The following is a 22041-nucleotide window of genomic DNA, read 5'->3' as shown; positions in this document are numbered from 1 at the left end:
ATCCGGTTAATATTTCCTGTGAGGGCCTCCGATGCGCCAAGACGACCCGATCTGCCCCCTCTGTCTGCGACCTATACCACGCGAGGCGCGCCAAAGTCTGCACCATTTGGTTCCCAAGCTGCGCGGCGGCAAGAACGGCCCGACTGTTCTGCTACACCAGATCTGCCATAACGAGATTCACAAGACTTTCAGCGAGACCGAACTGGCGCGCGATCTGAACACGCCCGAGGCGCTGCGTGCCCATCCTGCGATGGCGCCCTTCCTGAACTGGATCGTCAGGCGCCCGCCCACATTCCATGCACGCTCCAGCGGCGGACGGCGCAAGACGCGCTAGAGGCTTCCCTTTCCGGCCCTGCAGTGCAACCAAGGGCACAAGGAAAGGATATCCCATGAGCAAATCCCTGAAACGCGTGAAAGCCGCCCTCGAGACCGCGGGCCTCGAGATCGAGATCATCGAGACCGAGAATGCCCGCACCGCGCAGGACGCGGCAGAGGCGGTCGGCTGCGAGATCGACCAGATCGCGAAATCCATCATCTTCGAGGGGGCCGAGACGGGCGAGATCCTGCTGTTTCTGACGGCGGGCGGCAACCGCGTGGACCAGACCCGCGCCACCGGTCTGGCCGGACAGGCGCTGGCGCGCGCCGATGCCACCAAGGTGCGGGAGGTCACGGGTTTTGCCATTGGCGGTGTCTCGCCCGTGGGGCATCTGACGCCGGTCCGAGCCTATCTCGATCCGCGCCTCTCCGAGTTCGAGACGGTCTGGGCAGCAGCCGGCACTCCGCGCCATCTGTTCCGGATCACGCCTGCCGATCTGGTGCAGGCCACACAGGCGCAAACCGGTTTTTTCACCGAATAGTCCCTCAACCGAAAGGGTATGTAAAAAAGATTTACATGAAGACTTGAACGGCGGGTGGAGGTCTCTTACCTCTGTTCATGTGAAAAGCATTCACATGATCCCAACCCGCTTTCAGGAGCCAAATCCCGATGTCCTATCTCGATGCCTCTGCCGCCCCTCGCCTCGGACCGATCCGCCGTGCTGTCGCATGGATGGACGAGAACGGGCCGATCTCCTGGATCGCGTTGATGGTCGCGGCCTTCATCTTCACCGGCCCGTTCGGCCTTCTGGTGCTGGGTTTCATCCTGTTCACCGGACGGTTCGGAAAGGGCTGCCGCCGCAGGACCGAGGCGCGCCGTTTCGGAGGCGAGCGATTTGCAGGCTATGGCGTGCATATGTCGCGCCCCTCGGGGAATGCCGCCTTCGACAATTACAAAGCCGACACCATTGCCCGCCTCGAACGCGAGCAGAATGACTTCGAGGCCTTCCTCAAGCGCCTGCGTGACGCCCGCGACAAAGCCGAATTCGACCAGTATATGGACGAGCGCGCCCGTGCGGCTAGCGAGAGCGATGCACCAAACGACGCCGCGCTCGATCCGGCACATGCCGAAAAAGGTGACGCTAAGTAAGACATAACTCCATTCCGCCCAAGCTTAAGGCGAATTTAACAACTCCCGGCGTCAAAACGTCGGGAGTTTGCTGTTTCGCCGTCACAACCTCGTTCAGGGGCCTTGGCGCATGGGCGCAAGCTTGCTACCTTGAGGAGATAGACAAAAACCGACGCGAGTTTCATGCGCCATTCCCTCCCGCTTGCACCGCAGTTCTATGTGACCGCTCCGCAGCCCTGTCCCTATCTGGACGGGCGGGCCGAGCGTAAGCTGTTCACCGCCCTTCAGGGTGAGGGAGCGGAAAAGCTGAACAACGCGCTCTCGCGGCAGGGCTTCCGGCGCTCGCAGAACGTGCTTTACCGTCCCTCCTGCGCCGAATGCACAGCCTGCCTGTCGGCGCGTATCCGTGTGGCCGATTTCGTCCCCACCCGCACCCAGAAACGCGTGCTGAAAAAGAATGACTGGCTCAAGCGTAACGCGACCAGTCCCTGGGCCACCGAGGAGCAATTCGCCCTCTTCCGGCGCTATCTCGACAGCCGTCACGCCGATGGCGGCATGGCCGATATGGATATTTTCGAATTCGCCGCGATGATCGAGGAGACGCCCATCAAATCGCGCGTGATCGAATATCGCGAATCCGCCGACCGTCCGGGCTCGACCCGCGATCTGATGGCCGTCTGTCTGACCGATGTGCTCGATGATGGGCTGTCGATGGTCTATTCCTTCTATGATCCGATGCTGCAGAAAAACAGCCTCGGCACCTATCTGATCCTCGATCATGTGGATATCGCGCTGAAGGCGGGGCTTCCTTACGTCTATCTGGGCTATTGGGTGCCCGGCTCGCGCAAGATGGGCTACAAGGCAAAATTCGGGGCTCTCGAAATCTTCAAGGGCGGTAAGTGGATCGATATCGGGGATCCGCAGGAGCATGAGGACCAGATCCACCCGCTCTCGGTCGATCCGATCGCCGAGCAGGTCGCACAGATCAACCTGCCGGACACAACCAAGAAATAACGCTCCTCCAAGATAAGCCTGATTACCTCCGAGAGCTCGCCCTTCCCATCCCGCGCCCGATGGGCCGAAACCGGCCTTTTGCGGCCTGTGCCCTTGTATAAAAGCTTTACAGATCCCTTGCGGCCTGACAGGAATGCGGCCGCAAGACTTAGTAAAACGCTCAGGACACGATCATCATGGACCGCCGCTCCTTCCTTTCATCGGCCGCGATTGGCGCGACCGCATCCGCCATTGCCGCCCCTGCCATCGCGCAGGAAAAGCCGCAGATCACATGGCGTCTGGCTTCGGCCTTCCCGAACTCCCTGCCCGCACTCTATGGCAACAGCCAGGAGCTTGGTAAACGCGTGGCCGAGGCCACCGATGGCGCGTTCCAGATCCAGTCCTTCTCGGCGGGTGAAATCGTGGGCGGCCTGCAATCGGCAGATGCGGCAGCCGCCGGCACCGTCGAGGTCGCGCATTTCCCGACCTATTACAACTGGGGCAAAGACCCGGTCTGGGCGATCCCGACCGCGCTCCCCTTCGGCCTGTCGGCGCGCGGCATGAACGCATGGATGCGCATGGGTGGCGGCAATGACATGTTCAACGAGTTCCTTTCGGACAAAGGCCTGATCGGCTTCCCGGGTGGCAATACCGGTGCGCAGATGGGCGGCTGGTTCCGCAAGGAAATCAATACCGTCGATGACCTCAAGGGCCTCAAATTCCGCGTCGGCGGATTTGCGGGCAAGGTGCTCGAGCGTCTGGGCGTCGTGCCGCAGCAGCTGTCGGGCGGTGACATCTATGCCGCCCTCGAGAAAGGCACCATCGACGCGACCGAATTCGTCGGCCCCTATGACGACCAGAAGCTGGGCTTCGTGAAGGTCGCGCCCTATTACTACTATCCCGGCTGGTGGGAAGGTGGCGCGATGGTGCACTTCCTGTTCAACAAACCCGCCTATGACGCCCTGCCCGAGCAATATAAATCGCTTCTGCAGACCGTTTGCCAGAGCGTGAATGCCAATATGCTCGAGACCTATGACTACGAAAACTCGAAGGCGCTGCGCACCCTCCTGGCAGAAGGCGCCCAGCTGCGTCCGTTCAGCCAAGAGATCCTGCAGGCCTGCTTCGAGACCTCCAAGGCCGTCTATGCCGAGATCTCGGAAACCAACCCGACCTTCAAGAAGATGTATGACTCGATGGTTGCTTTCGAGAAGGAATACTATCTGTGGACGCAGGTCGCCGAGTATAATTACGACACGTTCATGATGGTCCAGCAACGTCAGGGCGCGCTCTGAGCCAGAGCATCCGCTTATAAACCAAGCAGAAAAGAACCCGGGCCGATGGCTCGGGTTTTTTCTTGCGCGAGACAGCCAGAAAGCGCAAGCTTGAAAGGAGGAAGTTCTTTACAAGTCGAATTGGTAAGGCAATATATCCAAACGAGGCGATAAGAGGAGTTATCGCCGAAAGATTTTCTGACGATTGGGAGGAAACATGGATCGTCGTTCGTTTATTCGCAAAGGTGCTTTGGGCGGCATGGCCGCAGCCGGTGCCTCGCTTGCAGCTCCGGCCATCGCGCAGGAAACCCCCGAACTCAACTGGCGTTTGACCTCGTCCTTCCCGAAATCGCTCGACACCATCTATGGCGGCGGTGCGACCATGGCGAAATATGTCGAGCAGATCACCGATGGCAAATTCAAGATCCAGGTCTTCGCTGCAGGCGAGATCGTGGGCGGCCTTCAGGCGGTCGATGCCGTCTCCAACGGCACCGTCGAGGCCTGCCATACCTGTTCCTATTATTTCTGGGGCAAGGATCCGACCTTCGCGCTCGGCACTGCCGTGCCGTTCAACCTCAATGCCCGCCAGCAGAATGCGTGGATGTATTATGGCGGCGGCATCGATCTGATGAACGAATTCTATGCCAATTATAACACGGTGGCCTTCCCCACCGGCAATACCGGCGCCCAGATGGGCGGGTGGTTCCGCAAGGAGATCAACTCGGTCGAGGATCTCAACGGGCTGAAGATGCGCCTGGGCGGCTTTGCCGGCAAGGTCATGGAGAAGCTCGGCGTCGTGCCGCAGCAGATCGCGGGTGGCGATATCTATGCAGCCCTCGAGAAAGGCACGATCGACGCGACCGAATGGGTCGGTCCCTATGATGACGAGAAGCTCGGCTTCGTGAAAGTGGCGCCCTATTATTACTATCCGGGGTGGTGGGAAGGTGGGGCCGTGCTGCATTCCTTCTTCAACAAAGAAAAATATGACGCGCTGCCCGAATCCTACAAGGACGCGATCAAGGTCGCCTGTCAGGCCGCCAATGCCGATGTGCTGGCCTCCTACGATCACAAGAACCCGGCGGCGCTGAAATCGCTGATCGGTCAGGGCGCGCAGTTGCGTCCGTTCTCGGCCGAGGTTCTCAACGCCTGCTTCAAGGCCGCGCAGGATGTCTATACCGAGCTCAACGGCTCCAACGAGAACTTCAAGAAGGTCTATGAGAGCCAGGCCGCCTTCAAGAAGGACGCCTATCTCTGGGCCCAGCTGGCCGAATACAACTACGACACCTTCATGATGATCAAACAGCGCGAAGGCACGCTGTAATCCCCCTGACACGGCTCGAAGGCCCCGCCCTCCGGCGGGGCCTTTTGCAATCTTCACGGCGTAAGGGAATTATCAACCCTTTTACGGATAGCCTGAAAGGGAGTGTAACCTCGGAGGGGATGCCATGCGGCACCGCCCAGCGCCACGCCCTGCATCATCGGGGAATGCCCGATGATCCCCCCGCGCCTCACTGCGGACGGGCTGGCGGGCCTGTTGCGGCTGGCCGCCCAGACCGGTGTCAAGGCGGGCACGCAATCGGCGCAATTCGGCAAGCTCTTGCAGGAAATCGGCAAAACAGGCACGCAGGCCAATGCCGCCCAACAGGTAAGCGAAGCCGTGAAGGATGCCGCAACCCAGTTGGCAAAGACCGCCACCAACGGCACCACGCCCAGCGCAACCACGAATTCCAGCACAACGACGCAGCAGAGCCTGCCCACCCCCACCAACCAGCCCGCATTGGTCCAGCCGCAAGCAACTGCAAATACGGCGCAGAACGCGGCCCAGAATGCCGCGCAGAACCTTGGCCAGAATGTCTCGCAACAAGTGGCCCAGCCCGCCCGCGCCATGACGGACAGCCTGCAGCCCGCGCTGATACAGGCCGCTCTTCTCGCTAGCCGCTCTGCCGCGACCCATTCGGAGAAACGCGCGCAGGACCGCACACCGCTTGCGGGACAGGTCGGGTTCGTATCGCAGGAAAAGCCGTTTTTGGGCGAGCTGGGGCTGCCGTTGAACACTGTCAAACAGGTCTACGGGCGGGATGCGGAATTCATCCGCCCGCTCACTGGCGATCCGGTCATGAATGAACAGGAGAACATCACCAGAACACCGCTCTGGATCGGAGCGATCCCCTCTTTCGCAGGCTGGCTTCTGCCCGAGATCCTGCGCGGGCTGCACGAGATCACGCCGCGGCTTTTGCGCGGAGATCAGCCGCGGCTTCTGCAGGCGCTGGCCGAGGGGCGCATCGAGGTGGCATTGGTCCATGATGCCAATCTCCCCGAGACGCTGGCGCGCGTGCCTCTGGTGCAGCTCTCGGCATGGGTCCTTCTTCCCAAGGATCATCCTCTGACGGCCTTCGAGCGCCTCACGCCGCAGGATCTGGAGGACGCGCCGATGATCGGCCTCTCGCTGCCACCGGCCCGCGATCTCCTTCCCAATATCCTGCGCGCAGAAGGGGTCGAGCCGAATCTTGTCGAGGAATTTCCCGACGAGGTGCAGATCCTCAATGCCGTGGCACAGGGTCAGGGATATTCGCTGCGCGCCGCAAGCCCGCTCAGCCCGCCCGATATTGCCGAACGCCGGATTACCACCCGCCCGCTCGATCTGCGCACCGGAGCCGTCGATCAGTCCGTTCTGGTCTATCGCCGCGATGCCGGCCATTCCGTGGCGGCAGAACATTTCATCCAGCGTGCGAAAACCCTCGCCGGAACGTAACATAATTCTAGTCTTTCCACCGTGGCCGGTTTCGCCATAGTGAAACCGTCGCATATTTTGCGGCCGGAGCCCCTCTCCGGCATAGTCCATTTGGAAGGATCGGGAATGGCCCATCCGTTTTTACACCGGAAGTTCCGGCGGCTCGCCGGATCTGTCCTGCTGGCGCTCGGCACGGTTTGTGGTTCTGGGCTTCACGCACAGCCGCCTGTCGCGGTCGAGATCACCCATCCCCGCCCGCTGCCCGCTGCCCATACCGTGCATTTCATCGGGACGGTCGAAGCGCCAGAAACCTATCCCGCCAGTTTCCGCAGCGGCGGGCGCATAACGGCGCTCCCGGTGGAAACGGGCGACCGGATCGCCAAGGGCGATATCATCGCCGAGCTGGACCAGACGGCCGCCCGGGCCTCGCTCGATGCCGCCGAGGCCGGCGTCACAGCCGCGCAGGCGCAGCTCGATCAGGCGCGTCAGGCGCGCGACCGCGCACAGGGGCTTCTGGATCGCGGTACCGGTACGCAGGATGCTCTCGACGAGGCAATGCAGGCGTTTCTGCAGGCGCGGGCAAGCTCCGATCAGGCGCAGGCCCAGCTGGAGACCGCCCAACAGGGCATGGACGATACCGTGCTGCGCGCGATTGATGATGCCGTTGTCACCGAGCGCCCCGCCGAGATCGACGAGGTGGTCAGCGCCGGTCAGGAAGTGGTGATGCTGGCCAACCGCTCCGCGCGCGAGGCGGTATTTCAAGCCCCCGACATTGCAGGGCTATCCCGCCTTTCCGGACGGCAGATCAGCGTGGAAAGCCCCGATCAGCCGCAGAGCCTCTCCGCACGGATCACCGAGGTCTCGCCCCAGCTGTCCGAGACCGGCACGGTGACCATCAAGGCCCGTCTTGATGCTACGGGCGCGCCCTTGCGGATCGGCACGCTGATCACCGGCACAATCGACCTGTCCCATCCAGAGCGCCTGTCCCTCCCTTGGGATGCGCTGGTGAGCGGGCCACAGGGGCCAGCGATCTGGGTCGTCGATCCCGAGACGCAGTCGGTCTCACTGCTGGCGGTGAAGGTCGCGGCCTATAACACGGCGGGTATCGAGCTGGTCCCCTCGGACAGGATCGGCACCGTATTGCAGGTGGTCGGCAAAGGCGCTGCGGGGCTGTTTTACGGTCAGAAGGTCACCCCGATCGTGGAGGACACACCATGAGAGCCGCGCTCGCCTTCGTGGCGCTCCTTGCCACCCCCGCCCTTGCGCAGGACCTTCCGGCGGCGGATCCCCCCCGCCCCGTGATCACCGAAATCATCGGCGAGATCACCCCGGGCCGACGCGTGTTTTCGGGTATGGTCGAGGCGCGTTACGAAACCTCGCTGGCCTTCCGCACCGGCGGGCGCATCGCGCGGCTCCATGTCGAGGCAGGCGATCGCGTGGAAAAAGGTGCGGTAATCGCCGAGCTGGACCAAATCACGCTGGAACAGGATCTGCGCGAGGCGCGCGCCAGCACCTCGCAGGCACAGGCCGCGCTCGATTATGCGCAGGCAAGTTTCGACCGTGCCGCGACCCTACGGCAGCGCGGTGTAATCGCACAATCCGAATTCGAGACGGCGCAGGCCAGTCTCGCTTCGGCCAAGGCCGATCTCGAGAGTGCGCGCGCGCAGGAACGCCAGAGCGCACAGGCCGCAAGCTATGGCAAACTTACCGCCCCCTCCGACGGGATCATCCTCTCGCGCTCGGTCGAGCCCGGCACGCTGGTCTCGGCGGGCACCGAGGTGGTGAGTTTCGCGCGAGGCGATGCACGGGAGGCGGTCATCGACCTGCCACGGGCGCTGGCCGCCAGCCTGCCCGCGGATCAGGGTTTTCTCATCAACCATCATGCTGATGATATCGCGCCGATCAGGGCGAAGCTGCGCCTGATCGAGCCAGTGACCAATTCCAGCCTCGACACGATGCGCGCCCACCTGACGCTGGAAGCCCCCGCTCCGGATTACCGGATCGGTTCGCTGGTGTCAGCGCGGCTCGATAACGGCGCGGCCGAATTGCTAAGCCTGCCCGAGGCCGCGCTGATGGACGGCCCCTCGGTCTGGATTGTCTCGGGCGATCCGCGCAAAGTGCACCGGCAGAGCGTGAGCACCGGCGCCCGGCTCGGCAACCGCATCACCATCACCGGAGGCCTGAAATCCGGTGACGAGGTGGTATTGCGCGGACGCGAGGTGCTCACCGAGGGCGGGACGGTCGGCGCGGGGCTGACCGTCGCGGGCAAAGCGCGCCCGACTACCCTAAACCAGACGACCCAGGAGAAAGCCCCGAAATGAAGTTCAACCTCTCGGACTGGGCCCTGCATAACCGCTCCGTCATCTGGTTCCTGATGGTCATGTCACTGCTCGCGGGGATCCTCGCCTTCAACTCGATGGGGCGCGAGGAAGACCCGAGCTTCACCATCCGCACGATGGTCGTCTCGGGCAGCCTGCCCGGTGCGACGGCCACCGAGACGATGGATCAGGTGACCGACCGGATCGAACGGAAACTATCGGAGATCGATGCGCTCGATGTGACCCGCTCGATCACCTATCCCGGTCAGGCGGTGGTCTATGTCGATCTGCGCGACGATATTCCCGATGCGCAGATCCAGCCCACATGGACCCGTGTGCGCGAGCTGATGTCCGATATCCGCAGCGATTTCCCTAGCGAATTCCAGGGGTTTTCGTTCAATGACGATTTCGGAGATGTCTATGGCAATGTCTATGCCTTCACCGCCCCCGATTATAACCCCGACGAGCTACGGGCCTGGGTGCGGAAAATCCGCGATGATGTGGAACGCCTCGATCAGGCGGGCAAGGTCGATCTGATCGGCACCCGCGACCGCGTGGTCACGGTCGAGTTCTCGACCCGCCGTCTGGCCGCTCTGGGCCTAGATGCGCAAAGCGTGATCGACACGCTCTCGGCGCAGAACCAGATCACCCAGACCGGCACGATCCAGACCGCGCAGGAACAGATCGGGCTGCGCCTGACAGGCGCCTTCCCAGATGCCGATGCGCTGGCCCATACGCCCTTGCGCGTGGATGACACCTTCTTCACACTTTCGGATGTGGCGCAGGTCAAGGACGGCTATACCGATCCGCCCGCCTCGCTGATCCGCTATGAGGGCGAGCCCGCCATTGGCTTGATCATCGGCATGCGCGAGGGCGGCAATATCCTCGATTTCGGCAAGAACCTCGATGCGCTGATGGCGCATGAGGTCACGCAGCTGCCGGTGGGCATCTCGATCCACAAGATCGCCGACCAGCCGACGGTGGTGCAGGAGTCGGTCGGTCATTTTACCCGCGCACTGGCCGAGGCGCTGGTGATCGTGCTGGCAGTCAGTTTCGTGTCTTTGGGTGTGCGGGCGGGGTTTGTCGTGTCGCTCACCATCCCGCTGGTGCTGGCGGTGACCTTCCTGATCCTCGATCTGATGGGGATCACGCTGCAACGGATCTCGCTTGGGGCGCTCATCATCGCGCTGGGGCTTCTGGTCGATGATGCGATGATCGCCATCGAGACCATGATCTCGCGGCTGGAAAAGGGCGAGAGCCGCACCAAGGCTGCCTCCTATGCCTGGACCTCCATCGCATGGCCCATGCTGACCGGCACGCTGGTCACGGTGGCGGGCTTCATCCCGATCGGGCTCAATGCCAGCCAAGCAGGCGAATACACCCGCTCGCTCTTCTATGTCATCGCCATCTCGCTGGTGATCAGCTGGATCGTAGCGGTGCTCTTTGCGCCCGTGCTGGGCAAGACCTTCCTGCCCGCCAAATGGAAGCACCAGCATGCGCAGGCGGGCCGCCTGCGCCGTGGGTTCCACCGCGTGCTCGAACAGGCGATGCGCCATCGCTGGGTCACCATCCTCGCCACCATCTTCCTCTTCGCGATCTCGGTTGTGGGCCTCGGCCATGTGGAACAGCAGTTCTTCCCCTCTTCCGAGCGGACGGAACTCGTGACCGACGTCACCCTGCGCGACAGTGCGGGGATCGAGGCCACCGATGCCGAGATCGCCCGTTTCGAGACATGGCTGAAAGACCAGCCCGAGGTCTCGTTCTGGACCTCCTATATCGGCACGCCCGCGCCGCGTTTCGTGCTGACACTCGATGTGCAGCCCGCCGTGCCCAATGAGGGTCAGGTGGTGATCGAGACCCATTCTCTGGCAGATCGTGACAGCCTGCGCGCCAAGATCCGCCGCTATTCCGATACCCGCGCCGGTGTCGAGTTCTTCCCCAAACCCATCGAGCTGGGTCCGCCGGTGGGCAAGCCCGTGCAATACCGGATCTCCGGTCCCGATGATACGGTCCTGCTGACCGAGTCGCGCAAACTGGCGGCGCTTCTGGCTGGGGATAACAGGCTCTATGCCATCGATATGGATTGGGGCACGCCCGCGCGGGTGGTGAAACTGGATCTGGATCAGGCGCGGATGCGCCAGCTGGGGCTGACACAGTCTGATGTGGCGCAGGTGCTGAGCACGCTCTATTCCGGCACGACCATCACCAATCTGCGGCAGGGAATCGATCTGATCGAGGTCGAGCTGAAGGGCCGCAAATCCGACCGCGACACGATGGACGGGCTCCGCAGCCTGCAATTCGCCAATGCCAGCGGCGATCCCATCCCGCTGACCTCGATTGCGCGGTTCGAGTATGTGACCGAGCCGCCCGTGATCCATGCGCGTGACCGCGTGCCCACCATCACCGTGCGCGGTGCGATTGACGGAGGGGACCAACCCGCGACTATCGTGGCGGAGCTCGCCCCGAAAATCGAGACCTTTACCAAGGCGCTACCTGCGGGCTACGGACTGGCCTTGGGCGGAGCGGTCGAGGAAAGCGGCAAATCACAGGCACCGATCATTGCCATTGTCCCCTTTATGGTGCTGATCCTGCTGACGCTGATCATGTTCCAGCTGCGCAGCTTCCGCCTGATGGTGGTGGTGCTGGCAGCCGCCCCTCTGGGGCTGATCGGGGTGGTCGCCTCGATGCTGCCGCTGGGGGCGCCCATGGGCTTTGTGGCGCTTTTGGGGGTGCTGGCGCTGATCGGCATCCTGATCCGCAATTCGGTGATCCTGGTCCAGGCCACCGAGGATCTACGCGCCGAGGGCCATGACCGCTGGAGCGCCATCTGGCATGCCTCGGACCAGCGCGCCCGCCCGATCCTGCTGACGGCGGCGGCCGCCTCGCTGGCGCTGATCCCGATCGCCCGCCAGATCTTCTGGGGACCGATGGCCATTGCCATGATGGGGGGCATCATCGCGGGCACGCTGATTACGCTTCTGTTTGTTCCTGCGCTCTATTGCGCCATTTTCCGTGTAAAGGCACCGCAGAAGGCGTGATCCCAAGCGAGGGCTTGGCGAAACAGGTTCCGTCACGCTATAGACATCTGATCGTGGAGGAGGAACCCGATGGCTGGTCCAGCGCTGGTAATCTTTGATTGTGATGGCGTCCTGATCGATTCCGAGGCGCTCTCTGCCAGTGTTTTCATCGCGGAACTGGCCCATCTGGGAATTGCAATCGACCTCGACTATTTCACGCAGCACTGTCTTGGCCGTGCCTTCCCGACCGTGCGCGCAACGCTGGAACGTGATTTCTCGCGTTCTTTGCCCGACACCTTCGAGACGACATTCCGCACCCGTCTGGTCGAGCGGTTCTCGACCGAACTGGTTGTAGTGCCGGGGGTCATCGGGGTGATCAAGGCGCTTGAGGTGCCCTACCATCTGGCCACCTCCTCCGCGCCGGCACGACTTGCACAATCGCTGGCCATCACAGGGCTTGATACACTCTTTGACGGGCGGGCCTCGACCGCCTCCGAGGTCATGCGCGGCAAACCCGCGCCCGATCTGTTCCTCCATGTAGCAGGTATCTATGGTGTGTCGCCCGAGAACTGTCTGGTGATCGAGGATTCCACGGTCGGGATCGCAGGGGCGAAAGCCGCCGGTATGCCGGTCTGGCGGTTTCTGGGTGGTGCGCATCTGGCCGGTCTGGCCCGTGCTCATGCCCTCGCCCCTGATGACCCTGCTTTGCGCGGCGGGGCCGATCTGGCCTTCCGTGATTTTGCACAATTCGACGCGCTTCTCGCGCAATGGCCGGCACCCTATTCCTGCACCGGAGAGGTCTCATGATCCAGCCCGACCGCCCCAACGAGGCCGAAGCCAATCTGCTGGATCTTGCCGCCCGCGCGGCATGGCTGTCTTTTGTAGGGGGCATGACGCAGGACCAGATCGCGCTCGAACTGGGGATCTCGCGCCAGCGGGTTCAGCGGCTCGTGGCGCGCGCCTCTGCAGAAGGGCTGATCCGGGTGCGCATCGATCATCCCATTGCCGAATGTCTGGAGCTGGAGCAGATCCTGCGCAAGCGGTTCGGACTGCAATCGGTGCGCGTGGCCCCCTCGCTCTCGGAAACGGGCGACCCGAATGACACGATCGCGCCATTCGCGGCCCCGATCCTCGAGCGGTTTTTCACCGAGCCTGACGCCAAGCTGATCGCGCTCGGCACGGGACGGACGCTGCGGATGATCGTGGAGCGGATGCAGACCATCGCGGGCGATCATCACAGGCTAGTCTCGCTTATCGGCAATGTGGCGCCTGACGGCTCGGCCTCGCATTACGAGGTGATCGTGCGGCTGGCCGAGAAAGTCTCGGCGCCGCATTTTCCGATGTCGATCCCTGTGGTCGCGGCCACCGAGGCAGAGCGCGATCTGTATCGCTCGCTTCCGCATGTGAAAGCCTCGATCGAGCTGGCGTTACGGGCGGATTTCGCGGTGGTCGGCATGGGCCAGATGGGGCCTGACGCGCCGCTTCTGATGGACGGGTTCATCACGCCCGAAGAACATGCTGACTGGGTCGGGGCCGGCGCCATCGGCGAGATCGGCGGTCACGCGTTCAATGCCGATGGTCAGTTTCTCGACCATCCCATGTCGCGCCGGATCGTGGGCGCGCGCGTGCCGCATGGCAATATGCCGGTGCATTGCTTCGCGGCGGGCCAGAAAAAGCTGCCCGCCCTGCGCGCGGCTCTCCGGGGCGGTTTATTGAGCCATCTGGTCACGGATGAGCGCACCGCGAAAGCACTTCTTAACGCTTGATTCCCATTCTGCATTGATGCGCGCTTTTTACGGCATTTTGCTGTATGATCTGCGCATCCCTGCATGATGGAGATGGGACATGTTACCGCTATCAACTATTTACGCACAATCGCAGGGCGTTTTGCGCATAGCACCCATCTCCAACACGCAATTCACACTTGACTCACGGGCCCGTTCATGAGCATTTGCCCATAGAGCGGATAATTGCTCGTTTGAATTTTGGGAGGAATTCATGACCAAGACAATCCGTGCCCTTCTGGGTGCTTGCGCCTTGGGCGCGCTTGCCACAGCCGCTGCAGCCGAAACCACCATTACTGTTGCCACCGTGAATAACGGCGACATGGTGCGCATGCAGGGCCTGATGGACGACTTCTACGCCAAACATCCCGACATCAAGGTCGAGTGGGTCACGCTGGAGGAAAACATCCTCCGTCAGCGCGTCACGCAGGATATCGCCACCAATGGCGGCCAGTTCGACGTGATGACCATCGGCAATTACGAGGTCCCGATCTGGGGCCAGCGTGACTGGCTGGTGCCGCTGAACGACCTTCCGGCAGACTACGATGCCGATGACCTGCTGCCCGCCATGCGCTCGGCGCTGTCGGTCGATGGCACGCTTTACGCGGTTCCCTTCTATGGCGAATCCGCGATGGTGATGTATCGCAAGGATCTCGCCGAGAAAGCCGGTGTGACCCTTGGTGACAATCCGACCTGGACGCAAGTCAAGGAAGCGGCCGAGAAGATGACCGATAAAGACAACGGCATCTATGGCATCTGCCTGCGCGGCAAGCCGGGCTGGGGCGAGAATATGGCCTTCATCTCGGCAATGGCCAATTCCTATGGCGCGCGCTGGTTCGACATGAACTGGGAGCCGGAATTCGACAGCGAACCGTGGAAGGCTGCCGTCACCGACTATCTCGACCTGATGACCAAATACGGTCCTCCGGGTGCCTCCTCGAACGGCTTCAACGAGAACCTGTCGCTCTTCCAGCAAGGCAAGTGCGGTATGTGGATCGATGCGACCGTGGCAGCAGGCTTCGTGACCGATCCCGAGGAATCCACCGTGGCCGACAAGGTCGGTTATGCGGTCTTCCCCAACAAGGACGGCATCGACAATCACGGCAACTGGCTGTGGTCGTGGAACCTCGCCATTCCGGAAAGCTCGGCACATAAAGACGCGGCAAAAGCCTTTGTCGAATGGGCGACCTCGAAAGAGTATACTCAGGTCGTGGCCGACAAGCAGGGCTGGCGCGCAGCTCCTCCCGGCACCCGGACCTCGCTCTACGAGAACCCCGACTATCTGGCCGCCGCGCCCTTCGCACAGCTGACCATCGACACGATCTCCAAGGCGACGCCCGAGAAACCGTCGGTGCAGGAAGTGCCCTATGTCGGTGCTCAATTCGTCTCGATCCCCGAATTCCAAGGGATCGGCACGGCTGTAGGCCAGATCTTCTCGGCAGCTCTTGCCGGGCAGATGGGTGCGGATCAGGCGCTGCAATCCGCGCAGGCACTGACCGAGCGTGAGATGAAAAAGGCCGGTTACATCAAGTAATCGCTGACGCCGTCACTCACGGTATGCGGGCAGGATCATCGGCCTGTCCGCATTTCCCGTTATCCGGCACTGATACCGCATCCAATGCGCATAACAAATCCGGCCCCGCATCCTGTGGGACCGTATTCACCACTATTGTCCCAACCAAGCGTGCCGAGGTAGCCCATGGCCACGAAGCATTCACGCGCCGCCGCGAGGTTGATGATCTCTCCTGCCGTAATTCTCCTTCTCGGCTGGATGATCGTCCCTCTGGCGATGACGCTCTACTTCTCGTTCCTGCGATACAATCTTCTCATGCCCGGCATGGAAGAGTGGACAGGCTTCCTCAATTACGAGTTCTTTCTGACCGACCCTGCCTTTACCACGGCCCTGATTAACACCCTGTTACTGGTCGTCGGTGTTCTGGTGATTACCATCGTGGGCGGCATCCTGCTGGCGCTGCTGCTAGACCAGCCCTTCTTCGGTCAGGGGATCGTGCGCATCCTCGTCATCGCGCCCTTCTTCGTGATGCCCACCGTCTCGGCGCTGGTGTGGAAGAACATGTTTCTCAATCCGGTGAACGGGCTCTTCGCGCATATCGCGCATTTCTTCGGCCTGCCCGCCTATGATTTTCTGGCGCAGGCACCGCTTCTGTCGATTATCGGCATCGTCTCGTGGCAATGGCTGCCTTTTGCCACGCTGATCCTGCTGACCGCGCTGCAATCGCTCGATCAGGAACAGCTGGAGGCGGCCGAAATGGATGGCGCCTCGAAACTGGCGCGCTTCTTCCACATCATGCTGCCGCACCTGTCGCGGGCGATCACCGTAGTGATCCTGATCCAGACGATCTTCCTGCTGTCGATCTATGCCGAGATCCTCGTGACCACCAGCGGCGGTCCGGGCGTGGCCTCGACCAACCTGACCTATCTCATCTACATCCAGTCGCTTCTGCAATTCGATGTGGGTGGCGGGTCTGCCGGTGGCGTCATCGCGATCATCCTCGCCAATATCGTTGCGATCTTCCTGATGCGGATGATCGGCAAGAATCTGGAGGCCTGATATGGCGCGTGCTGTTACTCCCCGCCGCAAGGCGCTGACCACCGTGCTTGCATGGGCCGTGGGCATCGCGATCTTCTTCCCGATCCTGTGGATCTTCATCCTGTCCTTCAAGACGGAAGGCAACGCGATCGCGACGCCGTTCAAGATGATCTTCTCGGGCTGGACGCTCGAGAGCTACCACACCGTGCTCGAACGCTCGAACTATCCGCTGTTCTTCATGAACTCGGTGATCATCTCGGTAGGCTCGACCCTGCTGGCGCTGGTCATCGCGGTGCCGGCAGCTTGGGCCATGGCCTTTGTGCCGGGGCGCCGCACCAAGGATGTGCTGATGTGGATGCTGTCCACCAAGATGCTGCCGCCGGTGGGTGTTCTGGTGCCGATCTACCTGATCTTCCGTGATCTGGGGCTTCTGGACAGCCGCATCGGTCTGGTCTTCGTCCTGACCATGATCAACCTGCCGATCATCGTCTGGATGCTCTATACCTACTTCAAGGAGATCCCCGGCGAGATCCTCGAGGCCGCCCGTATGGATGGCGCGGGGCTCAAGGAAGAGGTGCTCTATGTGCTGACGCCGATGGCGATCCCCGGCATGGCCTCGACCGTCCTTCTCAACATCATCCTCGCCTGGAACGAGGCCTTCTGGACGCTGAACCTCACGACCGCCAAGGCCGCGCCGCTCACGCAGTTCATCGCCTCCTATTCCTCGCCCGAGGGTCTCTTCTACGCAAAACTCTCTGCCGCCTCGATCATGGCCATCGCGCCTATCCTGATCATGGGCTGGTTCAGCCAGAAACAACTTGTCCGCGGCCTGACCTTCGGCGCGGTGAAATAAGGAACCTAGTCATGGGACAAATCACTCTTAAGGGCGTGCGCAAGACCTTTGGCGAAGTCGAAGTCATTCCGCCGCTGGATCTCGATATCAAGGACGGCGAGTTCGTGGTCTTCGTGGGGCCGTCGGGCTGCGGGAAATCTACCCTTCTGCGCCTGATCGCGGGGCTCGAGGACCTCTCGGGCGGACAGATCATGATCGACGGCACCGACGCCACCGATGCGCCTCCCGCCAAACGCGGTCTGGCAATGGTGTTCCAGTCCTACGCCCTCTACCCGCATATGTCGGTCAAGAAAAACATCGCCTTCCCGATGAAAATGGCGGGTGTGGCGGCCGACGAGCAGGAACGCCGCATCAAAGCCGCAGCCGAGGCGCTCAACCTCACAGATTACCTGCACCGCAAGCCCGGCCAGCTCTCGGGCGGTCAGCGCCAGCGGGTGGCCATCGGGCGTGCCATCGTGCGCGAGCCTTCGGCGTTCCTCTTTGACGAGCCGCTGTCGAACCTCGACGCCGCGCTGCGCGTGAATATGCGCCTCGAGATCTCCGAGCTGCACCAGAAGCTCAAGACCACCATGATCTATGTGACCCATGATCAGGTCGAGGCGATGACCATGGCCGACAAGATCGTGGTGCTCCGCGCAGGCAAGATCGAGCAGGTGGGCTCCCCGCTCGATCTCTACCGCAGCCCCGATAACCGTTTTGTCGCGGGCTTCATCGGCAGCCCCAAGATGAACTTCATCGAAGGCGAGCGGGCCGCGTCGCGCGGCGCCCATGCGATCGGCATCCGCCCCGAGCATATCGATCTGTCGACCACGCCGGTCGAAGGCGCCATCGAGGGCCGCGTGGGCGTGTCCGAGCATCTAGGCTCCGATACCTTCGCGCATGTCCATGTGGATGGCATTGGCCAGTTCAATGTCCGTGTCTCGGGCGATGTCGAGGTTTATGCCGGCGACACCGTCTGGCTGACCCCGCAGGAACACAATATCCACCGCTTCGACCAGAACGGCCTGTCGATCCGCTGAACCCTATCCGGCGGGGGGCCACGGCCCCTCGCCCCACAACGCCCCCCCTTTCAGATAGGTGCCACCATGGTACAGCTTTCCAACGCCACCCTGTCGCAACTGCCCGAGGCCGTGAAGCGCCCGGGCTATGACCGCAGCAAACTGACCCCCGGTATCGTGCATATCGGTCTGGGCAATTTCCACCGCGCGCACCAGTCGTGGTATCTGCACCGGCTGATGGAGGCGGGTCTGGCCCATGACTGGGCGATCCTCGGTGCGGGCGTGCGCGCGCCGGATGCGGCGATGCGCGAACGACTGCTGGCGCAGGACTGCCTGACGACGCTGATCGAGCTGGACCCCAAGGGCCAATCCGCAGAGGTTGTGGGCTCGATGATCGGTTACATCCCGATCGAGGAGGGCAATGGCGCGCTGATCGAGGCCATGGCCCGTCCCGAAATCCGCATCGTGGCCCTGACCGTGACTGAAGGCGGTTACTTCATCGACCCCGCCACCAAGGGCTTTGACGCGAGCCACCCCGATATCGTGCATGACGCCGCCAACCCCGAGAGCCCGAAGACCGCCTTCGGAGCCATCGTGGCCGCGCTGAAAATCCGCCGCGAAAATGGCACCGGCCCCTTCACCGGCCAGTGCTGCGACAACCTGCAGGGCAATGGCGCGATCCTGCGCCAGACCGTGGTCTCGCTCGCGCGCCTCTCCGACCCCGAACTGGCCGAGTGGATCGACGCCAATTGCACTTTCCCCAATGCGATGGTCGATTGCATCGTCCCCGCCACCGGCCCCAAGGAGCTGGAGTTGGTGCGGTCCTTGGGGATCGAGGACAATTGCCCCGTCACCCACGAGAATTTCCGCCAATGGGTGATCGAGGACAATTTCTGCGCAGGCCGCCCCGATTGGGACAAGGCTGGCGCGACCTTCTCCGATGATGTGCACAGTTTCGAGACGATGAAGATCCGCATCCTCAATGGCGGCCATCAGGTGATCTCCGATGTGGGCGAGATCCTCTCGGTAAAGCATATCTCGGAATGCATGGAGCATCCCAAGATCCACGCGCTCTACCGGAAGGTCGAGACCGAAGAGATCATGCCCCATGTCCACGCCGTCCCCGGTATGACGCCCGACGCCTATGTCGATCTGATCGAGGAGCGGTTCTCGAACCCGATGATCGTCGACACCACCCGCCGCGTGGCTTTTGACGGCTCCTCCCGCCATCCGGGGTTCATCCTCCCTTCGGTGCGCGAATGTCTGGCGAAGGATATGCCCGTTGAAGGTCTGGCGCTGGTATCAGCCGCTTGGGCACGCTATTGCACCGGCATCCGCGAGGATGGCACCACGGTCGAGCCCAACGACCCGTTCTGGGCCGATCTGCAGATCCGCGCCTTGGCCGCCAAGGACACGCCGCAGGCATGGCTCGACAACCGCCTGATCTATGGCGATCTGGCCGATGAGCCGCGCTTCGCCGGTCCCTTCTGCACCTGGCTCTCCATGATCCATACGCAGGGGCTCGATGCCGCGCTCGACGCCTATCTGGGGTAAGCCATGTATCTCGGAATTGATCTGGGCACCTCGGGCCTGCGCGCGCTTCTGATCGATGGTCAGGGGCGCAGCCTGGGCGCCGCCGAGGCCCATTATAAAGCCGTCCATCCCCATGCGGGCTGGTCCGAACAGGACCCTGCCGAATGGATCGCGGCCCTCGACAAGGCGGTGGCCACCCTGCGCGCCGCCCATCCCGAATTCACCGCCCTCAAAGGCATCGGCGTGGCGGGCCATATGCATGGCGCAACGCTTCTGGATGCCGGCAATCAGGTGCTGCGCCCCTGTATCCTGTGGAACGATACCCGCAGTCATATCGAGGCGGAAGAGCTGGATGCGCTGGCAGAGATGCGCGCACTCTCGGCCAATATCGTCTTTCCGGGATTCACCGCGCCCAAACTGGTCTGGGTAGCAAAAAACGAGCCGGAAATCTTTGAAAAGGTGAGTAAAGTCCTTCTGCCCGCCGCCTATCTCAACTGGTATCTGACGGGCGAGCATGTCGCGGATATGTCCGATAGCGCGGGCACGAGCTGGCTTGATGTGGGTGCGCGGGACTGGTCGGACACGTTGCTGGCCGCCAGCGGAATGCGGGCCGGTCAGATGCCGCGGCTCGTCGAAGGCTCGGCCCCCGCAGGGCATTTGCGCGCCGATCTCGCGCAGGCTTGGGGTGTGGGCGATGTCACCGTGGCAGGTGGCGCGGGCGACAATGCCGCAAGCGCTTGTGGCATCGGCGCACTTTCCGAGGGTCAGGGCTTTGTCTCGCTCGGCACATCGGGCGTGCTTCTGGCGGCGCGGGACGGCTTTGCCCCCGCCCCCGAGACCGCATTGCATACTTTCTGTCATGCCGTGCCAGACCGCTGGTACCAGATGGGCGTGATGCTCTCGGCGACCGACAGCCTCAACTGGCTCTCGACCATCACGGGCAAATCCCCGCGCGCGCTGGTCGAGCCGCTCGAGGCGACTTGGCACGAAACCCTGCCGCCGCCCGGACGGGTGCGCTTCCTGCCCTATCTCTCGGGCGAGCGCACGCCGCATAATGATGCTGCTATCCGTGGCAGTTTTACCGGGCTTGGCACCGACACCACCGTCGATGACATGGTGCTGGCAGTGCTGACCGGCGTGGCCTTCGGGCTGCGTGACAGCGCCGAGGCCCTGCGGGCCACCGGCGCCGAGCTGGGCCAGTTGTTTGCTATCGGTGGCGGATCGGCCTCGACCCTCTGGCTGAAACTGATCGCGACCGTGCTGGGGGTGCCGCTGGCGAAGCCGCAGGGCGGCGAGTTCGGCGCGGCTCTGGGCGCAGCCCGTCTGGGGCTCTGTGCGGCCACGGGCGCGGACCCCGCGCAAGTTATGACGCCCCCCGCGATCGGCGCGCTGATCGCGCCCGACCCAGCGCTTGCGGGCGCCTACGAGAGCGCCTATCAGGCGTTCCGTGCGGCCTATCCCGCGATCCGATCCATTCAATGAGGACCACGCCATGATCCTATGTGCCGGTGAAGCCCTGATCGATATGATCCCCAAGCCCACCACCCAAGGGCCCGACGGATTTGTGCCCCATAATGGTGGAGCGGTGTTCAACACGGCCATCGCGCTGGGGCGGCTCGGGCAGCCGACCGCGATGCTGACAGGGCTGTCGACTGACCTTTTCGGCACGCAGCTGGAAGCCGGACTGGCCGAGAGCCATGTCGACACCGCGCTCTGCATCCGCAGCCCGCGCCCGACCACGATGGCCTTCGTGAAACTGACCGATGGCCATGCAAGCTATGTCTTCTATGACGAGAACTCCGCCGGACGGATGCTGACCGAGGCCGATCTGCCGCCCCTGCCCGACACGGTGCGCGCGCTCTATTTCGGGGGCATTTCTCTGGCCTGCGAGCCGGGCGCCGAGGCCTATGCCGCCCTTCTGGCACGCGACCATGCGGATCGGGCGGTGATGATCGACCCCAATATCCGCCCCGGATTCATCCGCGACGAGGCGCGCTACCGTGCGCGTCTGGGGGCGATGATTGCCCGTGCCGATATCGTGAAAGTCTCCGACGAGGATCTGCACTGGCTCATTCCCGAGGGCTCCGATCTGGCCCAAAAGGCCCATGCACTGCAGGCGCAGGGGCCGTCCATCGTCATCGTGACGCGCGGCGCCGAAGGGGCCACCGCCTGGTTTACAGAAGGTCAGGAGGTGTCCGTGCCCGCCCAGCGAGCGGAGGTGGTCGATACAGTCGGCGCGGGAGACTGCTTCAACGCGGGTGTGCTGTCCCGGCTTGCGGAGTTGGGGCTTCTCGACAAGGCCAGCCTGCGCGCCATCACGCCCGAGGCGCTTGGCGAGGCGCTCGGTTTCGGGGCGAAAGTAGCGGCGATCGTCGTCGGGCGTGCGGGGGCAAATCCGCCTTGGGCCGCTGAGATAAGTTAAAGTCCTGACAACCGCAGAAAACGGGCGCGTATTCCTTTCCGGATACGCGCCCATTCCATTTGGACAGATCGAATTTTTCCGACTATAACCTTAGGATAAAGAATTAATCCGAAAGCCATTTTGCCT

The 22041-nt window shown here is 62.6% G+C and carries 19 protein-coding genes; all 19 read left to right on the top strand.

Annotation, left to right across the window (positions count from 1 at the left end):
- The first annotated feature begins 31 nt into the window (after positions 1-31).
- A complete protein-coding gene (locus ABEB22_RS10320) occupies positions 32-334 on the top strand; it encodes an HNH endonuclease (protein WP_339112992.1) in 303 nt (100 codons plus the stop codon).
- Positions 335-389: 55 nt separating this feature from the next.
- Entirely contained in the window at positions 390-857 is a 468-nt protein-coding gene (locus ABEB22_RS10315; RefSeq protein WP_339112993.1) for a YbaK/EbsC family protein, read from the top strand.
- A 128-nt stretch (positions 858-985) separates the two neighbouring features.
- A complete protein-coding gene (locus ABEB22_RS10310) occupies positions 986-1465 on the top strand; it encodes a DUF2852 domain-containing protein (RefSeq protein ID WP_339112994.1) in 480 nt (159 codons plus the stop codon).
- A gap of 162 nt (positions 1466-1627) precedes the next feature.
- On the top strand, positions 1628-2458 hold the full coding sequence (locus ABEB22_RS10305; RefSeq protein WP_339112995.1) for an arginyltransferase: 831 nt from the start codon (positions 1628-1630) through the stop codon (positions 2456-2458).
- A 176-nt stretch (positions 2459-2634) separates the two neighbouring features.
- The gene (locus ABEB22_RS10300; protein ID WP_350937475.1) at positions 2635-3729 is read left to right on the top strand and encodes a TRAP transporter substrate-binding protein; all 1095 of its coding nucleotides are present in this window, start codon (positions 2635-2637) and stop codon (positions 3727-3729) included.
- Positions 3730-3925: 196 nt separating this feature from the next.
- Complete coding sequence (locus ABEB22_RS10295; RefSeq protein ID WP_339112997.1) at positions 3926-5029, top strand: TRAP transporter substrate-binding protein; 1104 nt, start codon at positions 3926-3928, stop codon at positions 5027-5029.
- Positions 5030-5200: 171 nt separating this feature from the next.
- Positions 5201-6460: a LysR substrate-binding domain-containing protein gene (locus ABEB22_RS10290; protein ID WP_406870217.1), complete on the top strand. Its 1260-nt coding sequence runs from the start codon at positions 5201-5203 to the stop codon at positions 6458-6460.
- Positions 6461-6565: 105 nt separating this feature from the next.
- Positions 6566-7657 (top strand): efflux RND transporter periplasmic adaptor subunit, encoded by a 1092-nt coding sequence (locus tag ABEB22_RS10285; protein WP_406870216.1) that lies wholly within the window; start codon positions 6566-6568, stop codon positions 7655-7657.
- Positions 7654-8760 carry an efflux RND transporter periplasmic adaptor subunit gene (locus ABEB22_RS10280; RefSeq protein WP_406870215.1) on the top strand — a complete coding sequence of 369 codons (1107 nt, stop codon included), beginning with the start codon at positions 7654-7656 and terminating at the stop codon, positions 8758-8760. Before ABEB22_RS10285 ends, ABEB22_RS10280 begins: the two co-directional genes overlap by 4 nt.
- Positions 8757-11795 carry an efflux RND transporter permease subunit gene (locus ABEB22_RS10275; RefSeq protein WP_406870214.1) on the top strand — a complete coding sequence of 1013 codons (3039 nt, stop codon included), beginning with the start codon at positions 8757-8759 and terminating at the stop codon, positions 11793-11795. The genes ABEB22_RS10280 and ABEB22_RS10275 overlap by 4 nt, the downstream gene beginning before the upstream one ends.
- Positions 11796-11864: 69 nt before the next feature.
- A complete protein-coding gene (locus tag ABEB22_RS10270; RefSeq protein WP_406870213.1) occupies positions 11865-12581 on the top strand; it encodes an HAD family hydrolase in 717 nt (238 codons plus the stop codon).
- Positions 12578-13540, top strand: coding sequence for a sugar-binding domain-containing protein (locus tag ABEB22_RS10265; protein WP_339113003.1), 963 nt, complete (start codon positions 12578-12580; stop codon positions 13538-13540). The genes ABEB22_RS10270 and ABEB22_RS10265 overlap by 4 nt, the downstream gene beginning before the upstream one ends.
- 232 nt (positions 13541-13772) lie before the next feature.
- On the top strand, positions 13773-15092 hold the full coding sequence (locus ABEB22_RS10260) for a sugar ABC transporter substrate-binding protein (RefSeq protein WP_339113004.1): 1320 nt from the start codon (positions 13773-13775) through the stop codon (positions 15090-15092).
- A 165-nt stretch (positions 15093-15257) separates the two neighbouring features.
- On the top strand, positions 15258-16130 hold the full coding sequence (locus ABEB22_RS10255; protein ID WP_339113005.1) for a sugar ABC transporter permease: 873 nt from the start codon (positions 15258-15260) through the stop codon (positions 16128-16130).
- Position 16131: 1 nt separating this feature from the next.
- Positions 16132-16962 (top strand): carbohydrate ABC transporter permease, encoded by an 831-nt coding sequence (locus tag ABEB22_RS10250; RefSeq protein ID WP_406870212.1) that lies wholly within the window; start codon positions 16132-16134, stop codon positions 16960-16962.
- A gap of 11 nt (positions 16963-16973) precedes the next feature.
- The gene (locus tag ABEB22_RS10245) at positions 16974-17981 is read left to right on the top strand and encodes an ABC transporter ATP-binding protein (protein WP_350937458.1); all 1008 of its coding nucleotides are present in this window, start codon (positions 16974-16976) and stop codon (positions 17979-17981) included.
- Positions 17982-18047: 66 nt separating this feature from the next.
- The gene (locus tag ABEB22_RS10240) at positions 18048-19514 is read left to right on the top strand and encodes a mannitol dehydrogenase family protein (protein ID WP_406870211.1); all 1467 of its coding nucleotides are present in this window, start codon (positions 18048-18050) and stop codon (positions 19512-19514) included.
- Positions 19515-19517: 3 nt separating this feature from the next.
- Complete coding sequence (xylB, locus tag ABEB22_RS10235) at positions 19518-20975, top strand: xylulokinase (RefSeq protein ID WP_406870210.1); 1458 nt, start codon at positions 19518-19520, stop codon at positions 20973-20975.
- Between the two features lie 10 nt (positions 20976-20985).
- The gene (locus ABEB22_RS10230; protein ID WP_406870209.1) at positions 20986-21915 is read left to right on the top strand and encodes a carbohydrate kinase family protein; all 930 of its coding nucleotides are present in this window, start codon (positions 20986-20988) and stop codon (positions 21913-21915) included.
- Positions 21916-22041: the final 126 nt, after the last annotated feature.

The sequence above is a fragment of the Thioclava sp. 'Guangxiensis' genome, assembly GCF_045348365.1.
In the GTDB taxonomy this organism is placed as follows: Bacteria; Pseudomonadota; Alphaproteobacteria; order Rhodobacterales; family Rhodobacteraceae; genus Thioclava; species Thioclava kandeliae.
The sequence above is the reverse complement of the archived record's forward strand: the minus strand, read 5'-3'. Positions and strand labels throughout refer to the sequence as shown.

Coding starts and splice junctions, on each gene's coding strand:
- ABEB22_RS10320 (WP_339112992.1), top strand. CDS start 32: ATGCGCCAAGACGACCCGATCTGCCCCCTCTGTCTGCGACCTATACCA.
- ABEB22_RS10315 (WP_339112993.1), top strand. CDS start 390: ATGAGCAAATCCCTGAAACGCGTGAAAGCCGCCCTCGAGACCGCGGGC.
- ABEB22_RS10310 (WP_339112994.1), top strand. CDS start 986: ATGTCCTATCTCGATGCCTCTGCCGCCCCTCGCCTCGGACCGATCCGC.
- ABEB22_RS10305 (WP_339112995.1), top strand. CDS start 1,628: ATGCGCCATTCCCTCCCGCTTGCACCGCAGTTCTATGTGACCGCTCCG.
- ABEB22_RS10300 (WP_350937475.1), top strand. CDS start 2,635: ATGGACCGCCGCTCCTTCCTTTCATCGGCCGCGATTGGCGCGACCGCA.
- ABEB22_RS10295 (WP_339112997.1), top strand. CDS start 3,926: ATGGATCGTCGTTCGTTTATTCGCAAAGGTGCTTTGGGCGGCATGGCC.
- ABEB22_RS10290 (WP_406870217.1), top strand. CDS start 5,201: ATGATCCCCCCGCGCCTCACTGCGGACGGGCTGGCGGGCCTGTTGCGG.
- ABEB22_RS10285 (WP_406870216.1), top strand. CDS start 6,566: ATGGCCCATCCGTTTTTACACCGGAAGTTCCGGCGGCTCGCCGGATCT.
- ABEB22_RS10280 (WP_406870215.1), top strand. CDS start 7,654: ATGAGAGCCGCGCTCGCCTTCGTGGCGCTCCTTGCCACCCCCGCCCTT.
- ABEB22_RS10275 (WP_406870214.1), top strand. CDS start 8,757: ATGAAGTTCAACCTCTCGGACTGGGCCCTGCATAACCGCTCCGTCATC.
- ABEB22_RS10270 (WP_406870213.1), top strand. CDS start 11,865: ATGGCTGGTCCAGCGCTGGTAATCTTTGATTGTGATGGCGTCCTGATC.
- ABEB22_RS10265 (WP_339113003.1), top strand. CDS start 12,578: ATGATCCAGCCCGACCGCCCCAACGAGGCCGAAGCCAATCTGCTGGAT.
- ABEB22_RS10260 (WP_339113004.1), top strand. CDS start 13,773: ATGACCAAGACAATCCGTGCCCTTCTGGGTGCTTGCGCCTTGGGCGCG.
- ABEB22_RS10255 (WP_339113005.1), top strand. CDS start 15,258: ATGGCCACGAAGCATTCACGCGCCGCCGCGAGGTTGATGATCTCTCCT.
- ABEB22_RS10250 (WP_406870212.1), top strand. CDS start 16,132: ATGGCGCGTGCTGTTACTCCCCGCCGCAAGGCGCTGACCACCGTGCTT.
- ABEB22_RS10245 (WP_350937458.1), top strand. CDS start 16,974: ATGGGACAAATCACTCTTAAGGGCGTGCGCAAGACCTTTGGCGAAGTC.
- ABEB22_RS10240 (WP_406870211.1), top strand. CDS start 18,048: ATGGTACAGCTTTCCAACGCCACCCTGTCGCAACTGCCCGAGGCCGTG.
- xylB (WP_406870210.1), top strand. CDS start 19,518: ATGTATCTCGGAATTGATCTGGGCACCTCGGGCCTGCGCGCGCTTCTG.
- ABEB22_RS10230 (WP_406870209.1), top strand. CDS start 20,986: ATGATCCTATGTGCCGGTGAAGCCCTGATCGATATGATCCCCAAGCCC.